Source organism: Hydrogenophaga sp. (genome assembly GCF_030373245.1).
In the GTDB taxonomy this organism is placed as follows: domain Bacteria; phylum Pseudomonadota; class Gammaproteobacteria; order Burkholderiales; family Burkholderiaceae_C; genus Hydrogenophaga.
Genome location: NZ_JAUCZF010000005.1, coordinates 1 through 19,178 on the forward strand (window position 1 = coordinate 1; position 19,178 = coordinate 19,178).

Here is a 19,178-nt window from a genome sequence, read left to right on the forward strand (position 1 = left end):
CGCGCGACCCCCTCAAGGGGGCGGCACTGGCGGCCCGGCAAAGCCGGTTCCGCGGTGCCCTGGGTTTGACTTCCCCTCACTCCACCCTATGTACGGTGCGCAATGTATTCCACCCAGGATGCGGTGGAACCGGCTTCGCCGGACCACTCGAATCGCCCCCTGGGGGGTGACGGCCCGAGCATCGGGCCGGCGCGGGAGGAGTCAAAACCTTCCGGCCTGGTAGCGGTTCCCGAGTACGTTCTGCAGCGACTGCACCACGGTGAACGCGTCCTTGAGCTGGGTGCGTTCGAAGTTGGAGATATCGTCCAGCGGGAGGAAGTTGTCGGGCGCCTGGCCAGCGCTGATCTGGCGGGCCTGGTGCTGAATGCGGGTGAAGGCCAGGAATTCCAGCGCCTCGCGCAGGTCGCGCGCGCTTTGTTCGCTGATCGAGCCGCCCGCGGCGGCGCTCACCAGGCGGTCGTGGGTGTTCACCGCTTCATGGCCACCCGCCAGCGCATGGACCCGCGCCATGTCCACGATGGGCACCACACCCGTGTGCTTCAGATCGACCGTACCCTTGTGCTCGCCGCTGCGGATGGCCGAGATGCCCTTGAACATGCCCAGCGGGGGCTGGTGCTGCAGGGCGTTGCCAACCATGTAGGCGAGAAAGATCGAGTTGCCCTTGGTGCGCTGGAGCACGTCGCGTCGCAGGTCGTCGAGCAGGGCGCCGTTGCCGTGCACCGCGCGCAGGTCAAAGAACACGCAGGTGAGCATGAGCGACTTCGGATCGGGTGCGCTGGTCCAGCGCGCAAAGTATTCGGCCCAGCGGCGTCTGGGCTGGCGCCAGGTGTCGGTCATCGCCATCATCTCGCCTGGGCAGTAGATGTAGCCGCAAGCATCCAGGCCATCGCAGACGAACTGGGCCAGCGCCTTGAAGTAGGCTCCGTGCAACGCTTCGTCGTAGCTGTCGTCCAGCACCATGCAGTTGTCCTGATCGGACTTGGCCGTCTGCTCGTTGCGCGCCTGTGAGCCAGCGGCCACCCACACATAGTCGATCGGCGCCGGGCCGAGCTGGCTTTCGGCGAGCTGCAGCAGGCGGCTGGTGAGCGCGTCGGTGATGGCGGTGATGATGTGGCCGCTGCTGTAGGCCGAGGCCTGTGCGTTGGCCAGGCTTTGTTGCAGTCGCTTGATGCGGGTGCTGGCCGCCTGCAGGCCCTCGACGGTGGTCTGCTTGTAGACCTCACCGGCGAGGTAGACCGCCGAGGTGCTGTGCTGTTCGGTGACGTCGGTGGCGGTGATCATGCCGACGATGCGCTGGCCATCGAGCACGGGCACATGGTGGATGTTGTGGCGGGCCATCAGAAGCAAGGCGTCGAATGCGGGGTTCTGCACGTCGATGGTCAATGGCGCGAGGGTGGTGATATCAGCCACCGGACGGCTCGGGTCCAGGCCCACCGCCAGAACGCGGTTTCGCAGATCGCGGTCGGTCACCAGACCAAACAGGTGCTCCTGCTCGACGATCAGCACCGAAGACACCCGCTGCTCGCTCATGACGCGGGCTGCCTCGCTGATGGGGGTGTGCGGCGGCAGCGTGATCGGCGAGCGCTTGACCAACGAGCGCACCGGAGCGGTCATGAGGTTGAGCGCTGGCTCGGCGCTGTGGCGGTCGCGCGGCTTGACCAGTACAGCCGCTGATGGGGAGGGCAGCAGGAAGGCCACGGCTGCTGAGTCTTCGCGCAGCGCCTCGACCAGCGCAGCGTCGATACCGGCGACCTGGCAGTCGGTTTGCGCCCGCGCCGATGCCACCGCCGGTTGGCCGGCTGTGCCCATGAAGTCACCCGCTTGCAGGGTCACGACAGGCTGACCTTGCTCATCTTGCAGCGCCAGCGTTCCCGAGACCAGCCAGTGCACGGCCGCTGCGTGTTCGTCGCCGATCTCCAGGGGCTCGCCCGCCGCGACCGACCGCAAGCTGAGCGACTCGGCCAGCCGCTGGCGCGCAGGCGCGCTCAATTGGCCCCAGATGCGATGGGTACGGATGGCGTTGGTCAGTGTGGGGGCATGGTCGGGCATGGTGTCTGTGCGTTGGCGATCGATCGACAAATGCTACACCCGCATGCGCGCTCACTGCGGGTAAACGCCATGCAGGGTTTGACCTGAGTCAGCACTTCGCACAGGCCCTGTGTAAGAGGGGGGTAAGTTGGCGATTCACAATCGTCGAACTTGACTCGAAACTGACATGCTGACCTTCATCCTTGCGCTCAAGGCGGTGCTTGAAATGGCTGCCCTGGCCTTGCTGGGACGAACCGTGCTGGGTTTGCTCGTCGGTTCTCGGCGTGAGCACAACCTGGCCTACCAGTTGCTTGACGCGGCGGCGCGGCCTGCGGTGTGGCTGGCGCGCCGGCTCACGCCCGGCTTTGTGCTGGATCGTCACCTGCCGCTGGTGGCGTTTCTGTTGCTTGGCTTTGCCTGGCTGGCGGTCACCGCCTGGAAAGTCTCGCATTGCCGGGCCATCGGGGTCGCCACTTGCCTTTGAATCACGCGATCCGTCGCTGCGCTGCGAGCCTGGGTCTGCGTTGTCTGCTGGCGATGGGAGCGCGTGCCCGAGCGCTCCACTGGACTCACCAGCTGTTGACGGCCGATGCCGCCAACACCCATGCGCTCGCCACCCGGGCCCACCTGCTGGTGGAGCAGGGCCAGCCCGAGGCAGCACTCGCCGATCTTGCTCGGCTGGTGCAGCTGGTGCCGCAGCAGGCCACGGCTTGGTTCAACCTGGGCTTTCTGCAGGAGTCGCTTGGGCGGCTGGATGAGGCCACCCGATCTCTGGCCCGCGCCACTGAACTCGACCCGGCGATGGACCGCGCCTGGTACGGTCTGGGCTTGTGCCACATACGCCTCGCTCAATGGGACGAGGCGGTGAGCGCGCTGCAGCGAGGCACAGAGTTGCAGCCTCTGAGCCCACACGCCTGGTACCAGCTGGCGCGCGTGCATCTGGAGCGAGGTCGGACCGCTGAGGCGCAGCGCGTTCTGACGCATCTGCGTGGCTTCGAGCCAAAGGTGGCGGACCAGCTCGAACGCGAAACCGGCCTGCTCGCTGCGGGTACCTGAGCCATGGCAGATAACGACGCTCGCCGCCGCCACTGGCATGCCAACTTGCGGATCACAGCGCTGCTGCTGTTGATCTGGTTTCTGGTGACGTTCGGCGTGAGCTATTTTGCGCGTGAGCTGAGCTTCAGTTTTTTTGGTTGGCCGTTCAGTTTCTGGATGGGCGCTCAGGGCACGCTGCTGGTTTACCTGCTGGTGATCGGTTTTTACGCCTGGTACATCGATCGGCTCGACCGGCGCCACGGGGTGCAGGAAGAGGAGCCCTGAGGCATGGCGGCGACCCCGGGGCCCTCCAGCGAGAACGCGGCGTACAACCGCGCCTTCAAACGCCAGCTCAACAAGGTCTACCGCTGGTACACGCTGGGCTTTGTGGTGTTTGTGGTGCTGCTTGCGGGTCTTGAGCAGTTGGGCCTGTCGCGGGAGTGGATCGGTTTCATTTTTTTGCTGTCCACGATCGGCCTGTACGCAGGCATCGGCGTCATGTGCCGCACCACCGACGCGACCGAGTACTACGTGGCGGGGCGGCGCGTGCCGGCAATCTACAACGGGATGGCCACGGGAGCCGACTGGATGTCGGCAGCCTCTTTCATCGGTATGGCCGGTACGCTCTACCTCACCGGCTACAACGGTCTGGCCTTCATCATGGGCTGGACCGGCGGCTACTGCCTGGTGGCGCTGCTGCTAGCGCCCTACCTGCGCAAGTTTGGCCAGTTCACCATTCCGGATTTCCTGGGCGAACGCTATGGCGGTCATCTGCCGCGCCTGATCGGCGTGCTGGCTGCCATCCTGTGTTCGTTCACCTACCTGGTGGCGCAGATTTACGGCGTCGGTCTGATTACCTCGCGCTTGATCGGGGTGGCGTTTGAGTTGGGGGTGTTCCTGGGACTGGGGGGCATCCTGGTGTGTTCATTTCTGGGTGGGATGCGGGCAGTGACCTGGACGCAGGTGACCCAGTACATCGTGCTCATCCTGGCTTACCTGTTGCCGGTGGTCTGGCTGTCGGTCAAGCAGACAGGGGTCCCGGTGCCTCAGGCCATCTATGGTTTTCAGCTGGAGAAGGTCACGGCGAAGGAAAACCTGCTCACGCACGACCCCAAAGAGCTCGAGGTACGCGCGCTCTACCGCGAGCGTTCGCAGGAGCTGGCTGCCAAGCTGCAGAACCCGGCGCTTGCGCTGGCCGCCGACAAGGCCGCAGCCGAGGAGCGACTGGCGCGGCTTCGGCAAGCCCAGGCGCCGTCGCGCGACATCTCGGCGGCAGAGAAGGCCGTATCTGCCCTGCCACGCGATGCGGCGGCGGCGCGCGCCAGCTGGACCGCGGCCAAAGCCGAGGCCGATACCAAGTCCAGACCCCTCAACGGCATGCCACCCCATGCGGCGCAGTTTGCAGGTAATCCTGAGGGGGATGCCGCCGAGCGCAAGGTCTTTGAGGAGTCGAGGCGCAACTTCCTCGCGCTGGTGTTCTGTCTGATGATTGGCACCGCGGCGCTGCCGCACATCCTCATGCGCTACTACACCGTACCCAGCGTGAAGCAGGCGCGGGAATCGGTCACCTGGTCGCTGCTGTTCATCTTCCTGCTCTACTTCACCGCGCCAGCGCTGGCGGTGCTGGTGAAGTTCGAGGTGTTTCATGTGCTTGTGGGCACGCCGTTTGATCAGCTGCCCGCCTGGGTCAGCGCCTGGAACAAGGTGGATCCCTCTCTGCTGTCGCTGACCGACATCAACCGCGACGGCCTGCTGCAGCTCAATGAAATGAGCATCGACGGCGACATCATCGTGCTGGCCACGGCCGAGATCGGCGGCTTGCCTTATGTGATCGCCGGTCTGGTGGCGGCCGGAGGTCTGGCCGCGGCGCTGTCCACCGCAGATGGCCTGCTGCTCACCATCGCCAATGCCTTGTCGCACGATATGTACTACAAGATGTTCGATCCCAACGCGTCCACTGCGCGCCGGGTGACCATCTCCAAGGTGTTGCTGCTGATGGTGGCGCTGGCTGCGGCCTATGTGGCCGCTCAGAGGCCGGCGGACATTCTGTTTTTGGTTTCGGCGGCTTTTTCTTTCGCCGCCGCTTCGTTTTTCCCGGCGCTGGTTCTGGGCATCTTCTGGAAACGCACCAACGGGTTCGCCGCGTCCATGGGCATGCTGGCGGGGCTGGGCGTGACGCTGTACTACATGGCCACCACCCAGACCTGGCTGCGCCAGGTCTTTGGCGTGACCTCCCCGGTGGAGCTCTGGTGGGGCATTCAGCCGATTTCGGCGGGTTTGTTCGGCGTACCGGTGGGCTTTGCCGTCATCATCGCGCTCAGCCTCGTGATGCCGGCGCCCAGCAGGGAGGTGCAGGCGATGGTGGAGTACGTGCGTTACCCGAGGCTGCCCGACGATTCGCCTCGGCCCTAGAACGCTTCCGCCGGGGGGGCCCAGGCAGATCTGGCGGGCACGGCCGGGATTTGCTAGAATCATTGGCTTCGCCTTGCCGCACCCCGACCGACGCTGAGGGCGGCTTTCACCCGAATCCCATGCCGGCACTCGAATGAGTCGATGGCGCGGGGTCATCCACAAGGAGAGTTTATGCGTCATTACGAAATTGTCTTGCTGATCCATCCGGATCAAAGCGAGCAGGTGCCAGCCATGCTGGAGCGCTACAAGGGCATGATCACCGCCGGCAACGGCAAGATCCACCGCGTGGAAGACTGGGGCCGCCGCCAGCTGGCCTACCAGATCAACAAGCTGTCCAAGGCCCACTACCTGTGCGTCAACATCGAAGCCGACCAGGCGGTGATGGCCGAACTCGAGCACGCCTTCAAGTTCAACGACGCCGTGCTGCGTCACTTGACCGTGCTGCGCAAGAAAGCCGAGACCGGTCCTTCGAGCATGATGAAGTCGGTCGAGCGCGAAGAAGCCCGCAAGCTTCAGCAGCCCAGCGACCGGGGTGATCGTGGAGACCGCGGTGAGCGCGGCGACCGTGGTGACCGCAGCAACTCGCAGGAGCGCACGGCTGCCTGATCGCGCTGCGTGATCTCGTGAGCCAGTGAACCGTTTCGAATTGTCAGCCTCGGTGGTGCAGGTTCAGACTCTGCGCTACACCCCGGCAGGCATCCCCGCCCTGAACATCGTGCTGGAGCACGAGTCTCAGGTGGTCGAAATGGACACTCCGAGAGAGGTGAAGTTGCAGCTGAGGGCCGTGGTCTTCGGCAGCCAGGCAGAATCCCTGGCCCGTTCGGGCCTCGATGCTTCCTACCAGTTCTCAGGTTTCATGACCAACGCACGCAACGGCAAAGGCCTGTTGTTCCATATTCAAGATTTCAGCAAGACATAGGAAGGCCCATCATGGCTGCACCCAAACGTTTCAACAAAGACAAGCGCCCCAAGCGCAACACGCAATCGCTGCTGTTCAAGCGCAAGCGCTACTGCCGCTTCACCGTGGCCAACGTCGAAGAGGTCGACTACAAGGACGTTGACGTCCTTCGCGATTTCATCGCCGAGAACGGCAAGATCATTCCCGCCCGCCTGACTGGCACCCGTGCCTTTTACCAGCGCCAGGTCAACACCGCCATCAAGCGCTCGCGCTTTCTGGCCATGCTGCCCTACAGCGACCAGCACCGCGTCTGAAAGAGAGCCTGACATGCAAATCATCCTGCTCGACAAAGTAGTGAACCTCGGCGCCCTTGGCGATGTGGTCAAGGTCAAAGACGGCTACGCCCGCAATTTCCTGATCCCGCAAGGCCGCGCCCGCCGCGCCACCCAGACGGCCATCGCCGAATTCGAAGGCCGTCGTGCGGAACTCGAGAAAGTGGCAGCAGCCAAGCTGGCAGAAGCCCAGGCACTGGGCGAAAAGCTCGCTGCCGCAACCGTCAAGCTGACCCAGAAAGCCGGCGTTGACGGTCGCCTGTTCGGCTCTGTGACCAACCACGACGTGTCCGAAGCGCTGAACAAGCAAGGCTTCACCGTCTCCAAGGCCCAGGTGCGCATGCCCAACGGTCTGCTGAAGAACGTGGGTGACTATTCGGTCAGCGTGCACCTGCACACCGACGTGACGGTGGAAGTGCCGGTGTCGGTGCTCGGCGAAACCGCCTGATCTCCGGAGTTGTGGAGGGGCGCCCAGCGCCCGACCCTGAAGCCGCCGCCCGATGGGTGGGCGGCTTTTTTCATGGTGAGATGAACCCGGGTGGCCCATGCCCGCCACTCGACTGTTCACCGGCCATGCACCACTTTTCCACAGACTTGTCCCGTGACTTGGACTGCGCCCCGGCGTACCATGTCCCATTGCCCTCTGCGTCCCGACATGCCTGCCGTTTTTTCCAGTCCCTTCTCTTCCTTCGACGCCGGTCTTGAGGACCTTGGCCTGTCCGCTGATCCCCAACTGGCCCAGTTGCGGGTACCTCCGCACTCGATCGAAGCCGAATCCAGCGTCCTGGGTGGCTTGTTGCTCGACAACGGTGCCTGGGACCGGGTGGCCGATCTGGTCACCGATTCCGATTTCTACCGTTACGAACACCGGCTGGTGTATTCAGCGATCGCGACCCTGGTCAATGGCAGCAAGCCGGCCGATGTGGTCACGGTCTACGAGCACCTGCAAAACCTGGGCAAGGCAGACGACGCCGGCGGCCTGGCCTACCTGAACTCCCTGGCGCAATACGTGCCAAGCGCTGCCAACATCCGGCGCTACGCCGAGATCGTGCGAGAGCGCGCCATCCTGCGAAAACTGGTCGCTGCCAGCGACGAGATCGCCACCGCTGCCTTCAACACCCAGGGAAGACCGGTCGACAAGATCCTGGACGAGGCCGAGCAAAAAATCTTCAATATCGGGGAAGAGGGCTCGCGCATGAAGGAGGGCTTCCAGGGCATGGACACCCTGGTAGTCGAGCTGCTGGACCGGGTGGAGGAAATGGCCAACAACCCGAACGACATCACCGGTGTGCCGACCGGTTTTGTCGACCTGGACCGCATGACCTCTGGCCTGCAGGCCGGCGATCTGGTGGTGCTGGCCGCGCGTCCTTCCATGGGCAAAACGGCGTTTGCAATCAACATCGCCGAACACGTCGCGCTCAATGAAGGTCTGCCGGTGGCGGTCTTTTCCATGGAGATGGGCGCCTCCCAGCTGGCGGTGCGTATCGTCGGCTCCATCGGTCGCATCAACCAGACCCATTTGCGCAACGGCAAACTCACCGACGACGAGTGGCCGCGACTGACCGAGGCAATCGAGAAGCTGCGCAACGTGTCGCTGCACATCGACGAGACGCCGGGCCTGACCACCAGTGTGTTGCGCGCCAACGCGCGTCGCCTATCGCGCCAGTGCGGCAAGCTGGGCCTGATCGTGGTGGACTATCTCCAGCTCATGAGCGGCAGCGGCTCCGACGGCGACAACCGCGCCTCCGAGCTGGGTGAAATTTCGCGCGGTCTGAAGATGCTGGCCAAGGAGTTGCAGTGCCCGGTCATTGCACTTTCCCAGCTCAACCGCAGCGTCGAGACCCGCACCGACAAGCGACCGATGATGAGCGACCTGCGCGAGTCCGGCGCCATCGAGCAGGACGCGGACATCATCATGTTCATTTACCGCGACGAGTACTACACCAAAGACGCGTGCAAAGAGCCCGGCGTCGCCGAGATCATCATCGGCAAGCAGCGAAATGGCCCCACAGGCACGGTGAAACTGGCCTTCCTGAACATGCTCACGCGCTTCGAGAGTCTGGCAGGCGGCGGCGATTTCTGAGCGGCTAGCCGCTGTCGGTTTTCTTCAAGTCCTGGTAGGAAGGCGCCGGGAGCGCGCAAGCTCACTCAACACGGGGGCATCCATGCAACTGGGCTACACCCGTTAGGTGACGTCAGAGCGGGGGAGCCAGAAACCAGCACGGCGCCTCGCCCGATGATTGGGCACCGATCAGGTCCTGGAAGCCGTGGGGAAGTACGTGTGAACTTGCCACTTCGCTGGTGTGGCGCCAAATGTCCAGCACCGCCTCCATGCCAGAGGTCCGCGCTACAGCACCTCGCTGGCAAAGTCAGCCAGGCGCGAACGCTCACCGCGCGCCAGCGTGATGTGGCCGCCGTGCGGCCAACCTTTGAAGCGATCGACCGCGTAGGTGAGGCCCGACGAACCTTCGGTCAGGTAGGGTGTGTCGATCTGTGCCAGGTTGCCCATGCAGATGATCTTGGTGCCCGGGCCAGCGCGGGTGATCAGCGTTTTCATCTGCTTGGGCGTGAGGTTCTGTGCCTCATCGATGATCACGTACTTGTTCATGAAGGTCCGTCCGCGCATGAAGTTCATGCTCTTGACCTTGATGCGGCTGCGGATCAGTTCGTTGGTGGCGGCCCGGCCCCATTCACCGGCGTTTCCGCCATCGCCCTTGGCGAGGAATTCGAGGTTGTCGTCCAGCGCGCCCATCCAGGGTCCCATTTTTTCTTCTTCGGTGCCGGGCAGGAAGCCGATGTCCTCGCCCACACTCACCGTGGCGCGGGTCATGATGATTTCGGTATAGCGTCGGTCGTCGAGCACTTGCGTGAGTCCACTGGCCAATGCCATCAGCGTCTTGCCGGTGCCGGCCGTGCCGGCCAACGTCACGAAGTCGACCTCGGGGTCCATCAGCAGGTTGAGCGCAAAGTTTTGCTCTCGGTTGCGGCTGGTCACGCCCCACACGGCATTTTTCAGGTGCGTGTAGTCTTTCAGGGTCTTGAGCACCGCAGTCTTGTCACGGATCTCAACCACGCGCGCGTAGAGCGAGGGTTCTCCCGGTGCCTCGAAATACACGAACTGGTTGATGTAAAACTGGCCCACCGACGGCCCGCTGACGCGGTAGAAAGTTTGGCTGCCGCTTTGCCAGCTTTCGATGGTCTTGCTCTGGCGGGTCCAGAAATCTTGCGGCAGGGCCAGGGCGCCAGCGTAGAGCAGTTCACCGTCGTCCAGCGTCTTGTCGTTCTGGTAGTCCTCGGCGGCCAGGCCCAGCGCGCGGGCCTTCACCCGCATGTTGATGTCCTTGGAGACCAGGATCACCTCGCGCTGCGGGTACTTGTCGCGAAGTGCCTGGACAACACCCAGAATCTGGTTGTCTGCCTTGCCTTGCGGCAGGCTGCTGGGCAGGGTGGCGTCCAGCGGCTCGGTCTGGAAGAACAGCAGCCCGCGCGCCGACACATTGCCAGTACCCGAGAGGCGCAGGCCCTTGGCCAGATCCGCCCCTTGCTGCGCCACCAGTGCGTCCAGCGTTCGACTGGTCTGGCGACCGTTGCGAGCGACCTCGGTCATCCCTTTCTTGTGGCCATCGAGCTCTTCGAGCACGATCATCGGCAGGAAGATGTCGTGTTCTTCAAAACGGAACAGGCTGACTGGATCGTGCAGCAAGACGTTGGTGTCGAGTACGAACAGGCGCGCCGGTCCGTTGGTTGCCGAGCGCGCGCGCGATGAGCGGCGGCGGTCGGTCGGCGCGGGCGCGCTTGGGCGTGCCGGACTTGCGGCCGGAGCACTGAACGCGGGCAGGGCTTCGGCGGCTGGCGCTGGGCGCTGCGTCGCCGGTACCGGCTCCCGCGCAGCGGCTCGGCCACGAGAGCCCGAGCGGGCGGTAGACGGCTTAGAAGGGGCGACCTCGGCAGGAGTCGCTTGGCTGATGGACGGCTCGCCGGACAACGCAAGCGCTGGCTCGGGGAGCAGATCAAAACTATCTTCAGCAGCCTTTAGGCGGTAGGCCTCGGCGGACAACAAGGCGGCGCGTTTCGCAGGGGCGGGAGGCAGTGGCATGGAGGCGGACCAGGTTCAGCGCACGGCTGAAAAAGAAAAAGCCGTCAGGAAGACCGGACGGCTGGATAAGGCTGTTGGGAGCAGGGCAGAGGCACTGGGCTGTGTGGCTTCCCGAGACATGAATTCATTATGCACGAGGCCGGTGACGGTCCCGACCGGTCCTTAACCCCGGTTTCTCAGGCAGCCTTCTTGAGTGCCTTGACGGCCTTGAGCACGTCCTCCACGTGTCCTGGCACCTTGAGGCCACGCCACTCCTGCTTGAGCACGCCATCGGGACCGATCAGGAAGGTGCTTCGCTCAATGCCCTTGACCTTCTTGCCGTACATGATCTTGTTCTTGACCACGCCGAACATGTGGCACATCTTTTCTTCGGTGTCAGCGACCAGCTCGAAAGGCAACTCCAGCTTGGCCTTGAAGCTGTCGTGCGATGTCATGTTGTCGCGCGATACGCCGAAGACTTCGGCTCCGGCCTTGACGAAGTCCTTGTACTTGTCGCGGAACTGCATCGCTTCCGTGGTGCAGCCGGGCGTGTTGTCCTTTGGGTAAAAATACAGTACCACCGTCTGGCCCAGGTGGGTCTGGTTGCTCACCTTGAGTCCACCGGTGGCCATGGATTCAAATTCGGGAATTGGTTTGTTGACAACGACTGCCATGCTGTGGGGACCCCTGACTTAAGTGAATGGTGACTCGTTGGCCCGCCTTGTGAGCCACTGCTGGATCCCCGCCTGGGCATGGGATGGTGACTCGGCGAGCAATCTCCTATTTTACCTTGAAAGGCACTTCAGTCCAAGGACGCTCGGGGGAGCCTGGCACGTGCGCACGGATGGCACGGCCACCGGCGGCCCATCTAGGGCTCGATCAGCAGGGCAGCGACCACGCGGCGGCCCTCTGCTGCCAGGATGTTGTAAGTGCGGCAAGCCGCTGCGGTGTCCATCGTCTCCACGCCGATGTGCCGAGCGATCAGACTCTGGAGCAAAGCCGGCCGAACGAAACGCAGCCGCTCGCCACTTCCAAACACCACCAGCTCAGGCGCATCGGCCCCCAGGGTGAGCAGGTGCTCGAAGTGCGCCGGTGTCAGTGCGTCGAATCGCTCACAGGCCCAGGGCTCCAGGGCCCCTGAGGCGCTGAGCACCAGGCTGGCGCTGTGACGCACGCCGTCCACCGCTACCCAGCCCGTGCCATAGGCGGTGATGGACTGAACCTCGGGCTTGTCGGCGTGCAGTTTCATGGTGTCAGAGGTGGTCGGTGCGAAGTGTGGCAGCCGGTGGGTGCAGAGGTGAACTGTGGTCAAATTGCGGGCTTTCCGCAGGCAAATATTATCCTGCGGCGAGTTGATGCAACGGTACCGACTGCAAGACCCCTGATGCCCCGGGAGGGACTTTGAAGACCATCCAGAAATCCGCCAAGCTTGCCAACGTCTGCTACGACATTCGCGGTCCCATCATGGACGCCGCTCGGCAGATGGAAGAAGAAGGGCACAAGATCATCAAGCTCAACATCGGCAACCTGGCGGTGTTTGGCTTCGACGCGCCCGAGGAAATCCAGCAAGACATGATCCGCAACTTGCCGAACTCGGCTGGCTACTCGGACAGCAAGGGCATCTTCGCGGCGCGCAAGGCGGTGATGCACGAGACCCAGAAGCAAAACATCGCCGGCGTCACGCTCGACGACATCTATCTGGGAAACGGCGCCAGTGAATTGATTGTGATGGCGACCAACGCCTTGCTGGACGATGGCGACGAGCTGTTGCTGCCCTCCCCCGACTACCCCCTGTGGACCGCCGCCGTGAGCCTTTCTGGCGGCACGCCCGTGCACTACATGTGCGACGAGGCCAGCGGCTGGATGCCCAACCTCGCAGACATCCGGGCCAAGATCACCCCGGCCACCAAGGGCATCGTGGTGATCAACCCCAACAACCCGACAGGTGCGCTGTATTCCGATGCGCTGCTGAAAGACATTGTCGAGATCGCGCGCGAACACGGCCTGGTCATCTTTGCCGACGAGGTGTACGACAAGGTGCTGTACGACGGCGTCAAGCACACGGCGTTGGCCAGTCTGAGCGAGGATGTGCTCACGCTCACATTTAACTCGCTGTCCAAAAGCTACCGCTCGTGCGGTTACCGCGCCGGCTGGATGGTGGTCTCGGGCGACAGAAAGCCCGCCAAGGACTACATCGAAGGCCTGAACATGCTTTCGAACATGAGGCTTTGCGCCAACGTGCCTGGCCAGTGGGCGATCCAGACCGCGCTGGGCGGTTACCAGAGCATCAACGACCTGGTGTGTGAAGGCGGACGGTTGCGCCGTCAGCGCGACCTGGCCTACGAGCTGATCACCGCCATCCCCGGCGTCAGCTGCACCAAGCCAAGCGCGGCGCTGTACATGTTTCCCAAGCTCGACCCGGTGATGTACCCGGTCCAGGACGACCAGCAGCTGTTCCTGGAACTGCTGCAGGAAACGCGCGTGATGCTGGTGCAGGGCTCTGGCTTCAATTACCCCGACAACCAGCATTTCCGCATCGTGTTCCTGCCGCACGAAGACGACCTCCGCGAGGCCATTGGCCGTGTCGCCAAATTCCTCGAAGGCTGGCGCAAGCGCCACGCCAGCGTGGTCCCTGAATCCCATTCCCGACCCTCTCTGACTCCGACGACATGAAACCGATCCAAGTAGGCCTGCTGGGCATAGGCACCGTGGGCAGCGGCACCTTCAACGTGCTGCAACGCAACCAGGAGGAAATCCAGCGCCGCGCTGGCCGTGGCATCGTTATCACGATGGTGGCGGATCTCGATGTGGCGCGCGCACGGGGCATTGTTGGTCCCGACGTGAAGGTCGTGGATGACGCACGTGCAGTCATCGCCAACCCCGATATCGACATCGTGATCGAGCTCATCGGTGGCTACGGCATCGCCAAAGCGCTGGTGTTGGAGGCGATCGCCGCGGGCAAGCACGTGGTCACCGCCAACAAGGCCTTGCTGGCGGTGCACGGCACCGAGATTTTCGCGGCTGCGCATGCCAAGGGCGTGATGGTGGCGTTTGAAGCTGCGGTGGCCGGCGGCATTCCGATCATCAAGGCGCTGCGCGAAGGCCTGACCGCCAACCGCATCCAGTGGGTGGCCGGCATCATCAACGGTACGACCAACTTCATCCTCTCCGAAATGCGCGACAAAGGCCTGGACTTTGACGTGGTGCTCAAGGACGCACAGCGCCTCGGCTACGCCGAGGCCGATCCGACCTTTGACATCGGCGGCATGGACGCCGCACACAAGGCCACCCTGATGAGCGCCATCGCCTTCGGCATCCCGGTGCAGTTCGACAAGGCCTACGTCGAGGGCATCACCCAGCTGTCGGGCACCGACATCCGCTACGCTGAGCAACTGGGCTACCGCATCAAGCTGCTGGGCATCACCAAACGCACTCCCCAGGGTGTGGAACTGCGGGTGCACCCCAGCCTGGTGCCGACCAAGCGGCTGATCGCCAACGTGGAGGGTGCGATGAACGCCGTGCTGGTGCAGGGCGATGCCGTGGGCTCCACGCTTTACTACGGCAAGGGTGCTGGCAGCGAGCCGACTGCCAGCGCGGTGATCGCCGACCTGGTCGACATCACCCGTCTGCACACCGCCGATCCACAAAACCGCGTGCCGCACCTGGCCTTCCAGCCTGACGCCATGAGTGACCTGCCGGTATTGCCGATGAGCCAGGTGGTTACCAGCTATTACTTGCGCCTGCGCGTGGCCGACCAGGCCGGTGTACTCGCCAAGGTGACGGGCCTGCTTGCGCAGGCCGGTATCAGCATCGACGCCGTGCTGCAGCGCGAAGCGGATCAGGTGGGAGGCGAAGGCGCCACCTCCACCGACCTCATCATCCTCACCCACGACACCCGTGAGGGTGACATGGACGCGGTATTGGGGCAGATGCAAGCCCTGCCGACGGTGCTCGCGCCCATCGTGCGCATCCGCAAGGAGGAGCTGAGCTGACGCACCCCCTGGCTGGCAGGCCTCATGCCCACGCTGATCGCGGCCCTCACATTGGCGGCCTTGCTCAAGATGGCGCACGTGGACATGCCGCGCTGGCACCTCGCGTTCTGGTTCGCGGCCCTGGTCGGCCTGGCCTTGCGGGCCTTTCTCCCCTGGTGGGACGTGCTGCTCAATGGCGCTGCGAGCTTTCTTGCCTCATGGCTGTATTTTGTGTTGCTGGACCGCACCGACAACCGGGCGCAGCGCGAGCTGCACTGGCTGATCCTGATCGGCGGATTCGTCGGACTGCTGGCCTCGCGTTTCCTGATCGATATCCGTGTGTACGGCGTGAGTTTCTGACCTGGACCCTTTCGTGAAATACCTCAGCACCCGCGGCCACCCTGAGCGCCGCCACTTCTGCGAAATCCTGCTCGAGGGCCTGGCGCCCGACGGTGGCCTGTACCTGCCGGAGCACTATCCCCAGGTCGATGCAGCCACGTTGTCGCGCTGGCGCTCGGTGTTCAACGGTGGCGCGCCAGGCGGTTACGCAGCCTTGGCGTTTGAAGTGCTGTCGCTCTACATCGACGACATCCCCGCCGCTGACCTCAAGGCCTTGTGCGACAAGACCTACACCGAAGCGGTGTACGGCACGCCGCAGATCGTGCCTCTGAAAATGCTTGAAGAAGGTTTCTGGCTTGAAGCCTTGTCCAACGGGCCCACGCTGGCCTTCAAGGACATGGCCATGCAGCTGCTGGGCAACCTGTTCGAATACGAATTGGCGCGCCGCGGCGAGCAGCTCAACATCCTGGGTGCTACCTCAGGTGACACCGGCAGTGCGGCCGAATACGCCATGCGAGGCAAGCGCGGCGTGCGCGTCTTCATGCTCAGCCCACACGGGCGCATGAGCAAATTTCAGCAGGCGCAGATGTTCAGCCTGCTCGACGAGAACATCCACAACATCGCCATCGAAGGTGTGTTCGACGACTGCCAGGACATCGTCAAGAACGTCAGCAACGACATTGATTTCAAGCGCCTTCACAAGATCGGCACGGTGAACTCGATCAACTGGGCGCGGCTGCTGGCTCAGGTTGTCTATTACTTCGCCGGCTATTTCCAGGCCACTTCGACTGACGACCAGCGGGTCAGCTTCACCGTGCCCAGCGGCAATTTCGGCAACGTCTGCGCGGGCCACGTGTCCCGCATGATGGGCTTGCCCATTGCCCAGCTGGTGGTCGCGACCAACGAAAACGATGTGCTCGACGAGTTTTTTCGCACCGGCACGTACCGCGTTCGCGCCAGCGCCGACACCCACGAGACCTCCAGCCCCTCCATGGACATCTCCAAGGCCAGCAACTTCGAGCGTTTCGTGTTCGACCTGCTGGACCGAGACGGTGCCCGGGTCAAGGCCTTGTTTGGCCAACAGCTGGGGCGCGAAGGCCGGTTCGAGCTCGGTGACGACCCTGTGTTCGAACAGGCCGCCACCCGCTACGGTTTCGTGAGCGGGCGCAGCACCCACCTCAACCGCTTGGAAACGATTCGCGACACGTTTGCGCGTTTCCAGATGGTGATCGACACCCACACCGCCGATGGTGTGAAGGTGGCGCGTGAGCACCTTCAGCCCGGCGTGCCGATGATCGTGCTGGAGACCGCTCTGCCGATCAAGTTCGCCGAGACCATCGTCGAGGCGCTGGGCCGCCAGCCGGATCGCCCGCCCCAGTTCGATGGCATTGAAAACCTGCCCAAGCGGGTCAAGGTCATGCCGGCGGACACGGCTGCGGTGCAGGCGTACATCACCCAGCATTGCGCGGAGCCATGAAGGCGGTGGGCTTCGCCGGATACTCCGGCTCCGGCAAGACCACGCTGGTGGAACAGCTCATCCCTGCGCTGCGTCTGCGTGGCCTGCGGGTGTCGGTGGTCAAGCACGCGCACCACGCGCTCGACATCGACCAGCCGGGCAAAGATACGTGGCGACATCGGCAGGCGGGAGCGCTGGAGGTGGTGGCGGTGTCCAGCCAACGGCTGGTGCTGATGCGCGAGTTCGAAGTGCCCGGCGCGGTCACGGTGCACCAGGCCATCGCCTCGCTGTACGACGGCGTCGACTGGGTGCTGGTGGAGGGTTTCAAGCAGAGCAACCTGCAGAAACTGGAGGTGTGGCGTGTGGCCAGCGGCAAACCGGCACGTTACCCGGATGACGCCTTCGTGGTGGCCATCGCCACCGACAGCCCCGAGCAGTTGCCCGAACCCACCCTGCGCCCGGTGCTGGATTTGAATCGGGTCGATGACATTGCCCAGTGGCTGGTCGACAATGGACACCGGTTCGAGTACGACCCCGAGGCCTACACCTGAACCCGTTTCGACTTGCCCTACCATGACCGCCGCCCACCCACCGTCTCCACCCGCTCGCGCGCCACTGATGGCGCTTGACGACGCGCTGGTGCGCCTGCTGGCCCAGGCCGCACCACTTTCTGACACGGAAACCGCAGCGACCTTCGAGGCCGACGGCCGTGTGTTGGCGACCGATCTGGTGTCCGAGCTGCAGGTGCCGCCACAGGACAACTCGTCGATGGACGGGTATGCGGTGCGCCGGGCCGATGTGAGCGAGGCGGGCGTGGTTCTGCCTGTGTCGCAGCGCATCGCGGCGGGCCATGCGGCCGAGCCATTGCGTGCCGGCACCTGTGCCCGCATCTTCACCGGCGCGCCCATGCCCGAGGGAGCGGACGCGGTGGTGATGCAGGAAGACACGCGCGAGGTCGGCGGCGATCTGCATGCGGTGCATATCGATGCTGTGCCGGCACCCGGCCAGTGGGTGCGTCGGGGGGGTGAAGACGTGACGCGCGGCGCGGTGGTGTTGCCGCGTGGCCAGCGTCTCTCGCCGGCCTCTCTGGGACTGGCTGCCAGTCTGGGCCTGGCCAGGTTGCCGGTGGTGCGGCGGCCGCGCGTGGCCTTGTTCTCTACCGGCGACGAATTGGTCATGCCGGGCGATGTGACGCCGGCCGACATGAAGCCGGGCGCCATCTACAACTCCAACCGTTTTTTCCTGCGTACGCTGCTGCAGCGCCTGGGGTGCGAGGTGAGCGATCTGGGGATCGTGCCCGACCGGAGAGACCTGACCCTGGCCGCGCTCAAGACCGCGGCCGACCATCACGACCTCATCCTCACCAGCGGTGGCGTCTCGGTGGGGGAGGAGGATCACATCAAGCCGTCGGTGCAGCAGCTGGGCACGCTGGACCTGTGGCAGATCGCCATGAAACCCGGCAAACCTTTCGCCTACGGTACGGTCCGGCGCGACGCGGGGGCTGGCGCCGATGCCGACATTGCCTGCCATTTCATGGGCTTGCCGGGCAACCCGGTGTCCAGCTTTGTCACGTTCCTGCTGCTGGTGCGGCCTTTTCTGCTGGCCTTGCAGGGCGCTGGCGTTCCAGAGCGTCGGCCAGTCAAGCTGCCCGCGCACTTCGACCTGCCGCGCGCCGACCGGCGCCGGGAGTTCCTGCGCGTGCGCCGCAACGCAGCAGGCGGGCTGGACCTGTTTCCCAACCAGAGCTCGGGTGTGCTGACGTCCGCTGTCTGGGGCGACGGCCTGGTGGACAACCCGGCTGGCAGCACCATCGCCCAGGGTGACCTGGTGTCTTACATATCTTTTGCTGACCTGCTCGCATGAAAGTCCATCTGCGTTATTTCGCCTCCATCCGCGAGGCCATCGGCACCGGCAGCGAATCGCTGGAGACCAGCGCCACGACGCTCGTCGCCTTGCGCGATGAACTCATCGCCCGCGGCGGCGCCCATGCCGAGGCGCTGGCGCGCGGCAAACCGGTGCGTCTGGCGCTGAACCAGACCATGAGCGACGAGACGGCCGCGCTCAGCGACGGCGCCGAAGTCGGCTTTTTTCCGCCAGTGACGGGGGGCTGAATGCAAGCGCGGGTCAGCATCCAGACCGAGGACTTTGATCTCAGCACCGAGGTGGCGCGCCTGCGCGAAACCAACCCGCATGTGGGCGCTGTCTGCAGCTTCATCGGCACCGTTCGCGACCGCAATGAAGGGCAAAAAGTCAGCACCATGGAGCTGGAGCACTACCCTGACATGACGGAAAAGGCCATCGAGCGCATGATCGACGAGGCCCACCAGCGCTTTGACATCCTCGGCGCTCGGGTGGTCCATCGGGTGGGCCTCTTGATGCCGCTGGACCAGATCGTGCTCGTGGCCGTCAGCTCGGCCCATCGCGGCCAGAGCTTCCAGGCCTGTGAATTCCTGATGGACTACCTCAAGACCCAGGCGCCGTTCTGGAAGAAGGAGCAGACGCCTGACGGTGCTCGCTGGGTTGACGCCCGCGTGAGCGACGACGCAGCGCTGGCCCGCTGGGGCATCGCCGCCAGCAACGCCTGAGCGGCTTGATCTGTGTCAAGCAGAGGGCGGTCTGACATCTGGACCGC

At 64.0% G+C, this 19,178-nt stretch carries 21 protein-coding genes; 17 read left to right on the forward strand and 4 right to left on the reverse strand.

The genetic code is table 11. From position 1 onward, the window contains the following. Window positions 1–201: 201 nt before the first annotated feature. A complete protein-coding gene (locus QUV25_RS12185; protein WP_300864248.1) occupies window positions 202–2,049 on the reverse strand; it encodes a putative nucleotidyltransferase substrate binding domain-containing protein in 1,848 nt (615 codons plus the stop codon). 166 nt (window positions 2,050–2,215) lie between these two features. Here QUV25_RS12185 and QUV25_RS12190 point away from each other — a divergent pair, with 166 nt between their 5' ends. The 9 genes from QUV25_RS12190 (at window position 2,216) to dnaB (ending at window position 8,788) form a co-directional block, all read left to right on the forward strand. Then, the gene (locus QUV25_RS12190; RefSeq protein WP_300864250.1) at window positions 2,216–2,512 is read left to right on the forward strand and encodes a hypothetical protein; all 297 of its coding nucleotides are present in this window, start codon (window positions 2,216–2,218) and stop codon (window positions 2,510–2,512) included. Next, window positions 2,503–3,084, forward strand: coding sequence for a tetratricopeptide repeat protein (locus QUV25_RS12195; RefSeq protein ID WP_300864251.1), 582 nt, complete (start codon window positions 2,503–2,505; stop codon window positions 3,082–3,084). The genes QUV25_RS12190 and QUV25_RS12195 overlap by 10 nt, the downstream gene beginning before the upstream one ends. A 3-nt stretch (window positions 3,085–3,087) precedes the next feature. Beyond that, entirely contained in the window at window positions 3,088–3,348 is a 261-nt protein-coding gene (locus tag QUV25_RS12200) for a DUF4212 domain-containing protein (RefSeq protein WP_300864253.1), read from the forward strand. Between the two features lie 3 nt (window positions 3,349–3,351). Next, entirely contained in the window at window positions 3,352–5,475 is a 2,124-nt protein-coding gene (locus tag QUV25_RS12205; RefSeq protein WP_300864254.1) for a sodium:solute symporter family protein, read from the forward strand. A gap of 171 nt (window positions 5,476–5,646) precedes the next feature. Beyond that, entirely contained in the window at window positions 5,647–6,081 is a 435-nt protein-coding gene (gene rpsF / locus QUV25_RS12210) for a 30S ribosomal protein S6 (RefSeq protein ID WP_300864255.1), read from the forward strand. 25 nt (window positions 6,082–6,106) lie between these two features. Beyond that, the gene (gene priB / locus QUV25_RS12215; protein ID WP_300864256.1) at window positions 6,107–6,394 is read left to right on the forward strand and encodes a primosomal replication protein N; all 288 of its coding nucleotides are present in this window, start codon (window positions 6,107–6,109) and stop codon (window positions 6,392–6,394) included. A gap of 11 nt (window positions 6,395–6,405) precedes the next feature. Beyond that, window positions 6,406–6,687 carry a 30S ribosomal protein S18 gene (gene rpsR / locus QUV25_RS12220; protein ID WP_291013303.1) on the forward strand — a complete coding sequence of 94 codons (282 nt, stop codon included), beginning with the start codon at window positions 6,406–6,408 and terminating at the stop codon, window positions 6,685–6,687. Window positions 6,688–6,700: 13 nt separating this feature from the next. Next, window positions 6,701–7,153 (forward strand): 50S ribosomal protein L9, encoded by a 453-nt coding sequence (gene rplI / locus QUV25_RS12225; protein ID WP_300864257.1) that lies wholly within the window; start codon window positions 6,701–6,703, stop codon window positions 7,151–7,153. A 207-nt stretch (window positions 7,154–7,360) separates the two neighbouring features. Next, the gene (gene dnaB, locus QUV25_RS12230; protein WP_300864259.1) at window positions 7,361–8,788 is read left to right on the forward strand and encodes a replicative DNA helicase; all 1,428 of its coding nucleotides are present in this window, start codon (window positions 7,361–7,363) and stop codon (window positions 8,786–8,788) included. Window positions 8,789–9,052: 264 nt separating this feature from the next. Here the strand turns inward: dnaB and QUV25_RS12235 are convergent, their stop codons facing one another. The 3 genes from QUV25_RS12235 to QUV25_RS12245 form a co-directional block, all read right to left on the reverse strand. Further along, window positions 9,053–10,801 (reverse strand): PhoH family protein, encoded by a 1,749-nt coding sequence (locus tag QUV25_RS12235; protein ID WP_300864261.1) that lies wholly within the window; start codon window positions 10,799–10,801, stop codon window positions 9,053–9,055. Between the two features lie 176 nt (window positions 10,802–10,977). Then, window positions 10,978–11,454 carry a peroxiredoxin gene (locus tag QUV25_RS12240; protein WP_300864263.1) on the reverse strand — a complete coding sequence of 159 codons (477 nt, stop codon included), beginning with the start codon at window positions 11,452–11,454 and terminating at the stop codon, window positions 10,978–10,980. Window positions 11,455–11,648: 194 nt separating this feature from the next. Then, on the reverse strand, window positions 11,649–12,029 hold the full coding sequence (locus QUV25_RS12245) for an Mth938-like domain-containing protein (RefSeq protein WP_300864265.1): 381 nt from the start codon (window positions 12,027–12,029) through the stop codon (window positions 11,649–11,651). 152 nt (window positions 12,030–12,181) lie between these two features. Between QUV25_RS12245 and QUV25_RS12250 the strand changes: the two genes are divergently transcribed. The 8 genes from QUV25_RS12250 to QUV25_RS12285 are packed head-to-tail and all read left to right on the forward strand — an operon-like array spanning window position 12,182 to window position 19,131. Further along, window positions 12,182–13,453: a pyridoxal phosphate-dependent aminotransferase gene (locus QUV25_RS12250; RefSeq protein WP_300864267.1), complete on the forward strand. Its 1,272-nt coding sequence runs from the start codon at window positions 12,182–12,184 to the stop codon at window positions 13,451–13,453. Beyond that, a complete protein-coding gene (locus QUV25_RS12255; RefSeq protein WP_300864269.1) occupies window positions 13,450–14,772 on the forward strand; it encodes a homoserine dehydrogenase in 1,323 nt (440 codons plus the stop codon). The genes QUV25_RS12250 and QUV25_RS12255 overlap by 4 nt, the downstream gene beginning before the upstream one ends. Before the next feature lie 24 nt (window positions 14,773–14,796). Then, entirely contained in the window at window positions 14,797–15,111 is a 315-nt protein-coding gene (locus QUV25_RS12260) for a response regulator (protein ID WP_300864271.1), read from the forward strand. Window positions 15,112–15,124: 13 nt separating this feature from the next. Further along, window positions 15,125–16,567 (forward strand): threonine synthase, encoded by a 1,443-nt coding sequence (thrC, locus tag QUV25_RS12265; protein ID WP_300864274.1) that lies wholly within the window; start codon window positions 15,125–15,127, stop codon window positions 16,565–16,567. Next, window positions 16,564–17,097 carry a molybdopterin-guanine dinucleotide biosynthesis protein B gene (gene mobB, locus QUV25_RS12270; protein WP_300864277.1) on the forward strand — a complete coding sequence of 178 codons (534 nt, stop codon included), beginning with the start codon at window positions 16,564–16,566 and terminating at the stop codon, window positions 17,095–17,097. Before thrC ends, mobB begins: the two co-directional genes overlap by 4 nt. A gap of 22 nt (window positions 17,098–17,119) precedes the next feature. Then, window positions 17,120–18,409: a gephyrin-like molybdotransferase Glp gene (gene glp / locus QUV25_RS12275; RefSeq protein ID WP_300864279.1), complete on the forward strand. Its 1,290-nt coding sequence runs from the start codon at window positions 17,120–17,122 to the stop codon at window positions 18,407–18,409. Then, window positions 18,406–18,657: a molybdopterin converting factor subunit 1 gene (gene moaD / locus QUV25_RS12280; protein ID WP_300864280.1), complete on the forward strand. Its 252-nt coding sequence runs from the start codon at window positions 18,406–18,408 to the stop codon at window positions 18,655–18,657. The genes glp and moaD overlap by 4 nt, the downstream gene beginning before the upstream one ends. Next, window positions 18,658–19,131, forward strand: coding sequence for a molybdenum cofactor biosynthesis protein MoaE (locus tag QUV25_RS12285; RefSeq protein WP_300864281.1), 474 nt, complete (start codon window positions 18,658–18,660; stop codon window positions 19,129–19,131). Window positions 19,132–19,178 lie beyond the last annotated feature (47 nt).